Source organism: Rhizobium sp. P28RR-XV (assembly GCF_012641385.1).
In the GTDB taxonomy this organism is placed as follows: Bacteria; Pseudomonadota; Alphaproteobacteria; order Rhizobiales; family Rhizobiaceae; genus Rhizobium.
Genome location: NZ_JABAIG010000043.1, coordinates 1 through 2,222 on the forward strand (window position 1 = coordinate 1; position 2,222 = coordinate 2,222).

General features: G+C 60.4%; 1 protein-coding gene. It reads left to right on the plus strand.

The annotated features are described in order from the left end of the window. Positions 1-627 precede the first annotated feature (627 nt). Positions 628-2,139 carry a group II intron reverse transcriptase/maturase gene (gene ltrA, locus HGP12_RS33725; protein WP_205926812.1) on the plus strand — a complete coding sequence of 504 codons (1,512 nt, stop codon included), beginning with the start codon at positions 628-630 and terminating at the stop codon, positions 2,137-2,139. The last annotated feature ends 83 nt before the right edge of the window (positions 2,140-2,222 follow it).

A 2,222-nucleotide genomic window follows, 5' to 3' on the forward strand; every position in this document is an offset into this window, starting at 1 on the left:
TCCTATGGTGCGCCGTGAAGGCGTGGGAGGTTATCATGCAATAAAGGCAACCTCCCAAACTAACTGGTTCTTGACCGGTGACTGGAATGTCACCCCTCTACAGAGAGTAGTAGACGGAAGGGGATCGAAAAGCTTGGCCGGGCGTCGCCGGCGGAGTGTCATCAGCAGATCGATCTTAAATGAACCGGATACGGCCCATCAGCCGTAGGCCGGGCTACCACAGTGTCTATGGTGAGGCAACGAAGTGAGTGCTGGAAGCCTCTGTATTTACCGAAACACGCCCTTAGATCGTGATGGCGAGAGGGCCAAGCAATCTGAAGCGGCGGGGCTCATATTTCTTCGCTGCTGGATGCGCCGAGGGCGCACCCGAGGAAGGGGCACTCTCCATTGCCTTTCCTCCCGAATTGTCAGGGGTAGAGCTCATCACCTACCGACACCAAGGTTAGGAACCGGAACACGGGAACTCGGATCGCCCGCCCAGCAGGAACTGGGCTAGCCGCGACGGCCGGAGAAGGACGACCCCGAGGGCGGAGCTTCCGTAGTAGTCGGAGTGCGGGAAAGCCGCGCACAGGGCGAAGGGAAGCAGGAAGACGCTAGACTTGCACGACGGAGGAATGATCTGTGGACATGGATCGCCGGGCGGAACTCGCCTGGATACTCGGCATTCAGCGCAAACTCTATCAGTGGAGTAAGGCACATCCCAACGAAGGATGGCGCGACATGTGGGGTTGGCTAACCGACCCGCGCATGCTCCGCCACGCCTGGCGACGCGTCGCCTCGAACAAAGGTGGACGAACAGCTGGCATCGACGGGATGACCGTGGGTCGCATCCGGAAAAGGGGCGAAGATCGCTTTCTCAAAGAGTTGCAAGCCGAATTGCGCTCCGGCGCATACCGGCCCAGCCCGGCGAGACGCAAGCTCATCCCGAAACCCGGTAAACCGGGGCAATTCCGGCCCCTGGGCATTCCCACGGTCAAGGATCGCGTCGTGCAAGGCGCCATCAAGATACTTCTGGAGCCAATCTTCGAGGCGCAATTCTGGCGCGTTTCCTATGGGTTCCGACCCGGACGAAGCACGCACGGCGCCTTGGAGAATATCCGGGCGACGATCCAGCCGCGCAAGCGCGACGCGGATGGTCACCGGACCCGGCTGCCATACCCATGGATCATTGAGGGGGACATCAAGGGCTGCTTCGATAACATCAACCATCATCTCCTGATGAACCGGGTTCGCTTACGCGTGTCCGACCGTCGGGTGGTCAGGCTGATCGGACAGTTCCTGAAAGTCGGCGTTATGGCGGAAGACCAGTTCATCCGCACCGAAGCCGGCACTCCTCAAGGCGGGATCATCTCACCCCTGCTGGCCAATATCGCGCTCAGCGCGATTGAGGAACGCTACGAACGGTGGGTCGAGCACCGCAGCAAGATCCGAGCACACCGGAAAGGTGATGGAGTGGCAGCGGCGCGGGGTGCGCGGCAGCGAGATGGCGGAGCTGGGCTCTGCGTCTGCTATCCGGTACGCTACGCCGACGACTTCGTGGTGATGGTGTCGGGTACGGAGGAAGACGCCAAGGCGGAGAAATCTGCACTGGCCGAACACCTCCGCCGGAGCACGGGCCTCGAACTGTCGCCGGAAAAGACAAGGGTTACGGCTGTGACGGAGGGGCTCGAATTCCTCGGCTTCCACGTCACGATGCGATGGGACAAACGCTACGGCTACGGCCCCCGCGTCGAAATACCCAAAGCCAAGGCCGCCGATCTACGTCGAAAAGTCAAACTGTGCACCACACGAAGAACAGCGCGCAGTCTTGGCGAAACGCTCCAGGAAATCAATCCCATCCTGCGCGGATGGGCGAATTACTACCGCTACTGCGCCCGAGCCTCGCGCGTATTTACCGATCTCGATTGGTATGTCGGCAAAAGGCTCTGGCTTTGGCTGCGGCGGAAACGCCCAAAGGCGCATGGGCGCGATATTCTGCGGGATCATCATCTTCGCAGTCTGCGTCGCCCGACACGGCACCTCTGGCGAGATGGAAAAGCCGAGCAACATCTGCTCGCGTGGACCCACGTCTGCCGGTTCCGCTACAGTTGGATGGACTTGCCTGACTTTGCCACGTCTTCTGGAGAGCTGGATGCATAACGAAAGATGCACGTCCGGTTCGGTGAAAGGCGACTAGAAACCGACTGCCGTGAGGCAGCACGGCGCTAGTCGCCTATTCTACC

What these genes read in the sequence shown, in the direction of transcription:
- ltrA (WP_205926812.1), top strand. Translation starts at nt 628, where the DNA reads ATGGATCGCCGGGCGGAACTCGCCTGGATACTCGGCATTCAGCGCAAA.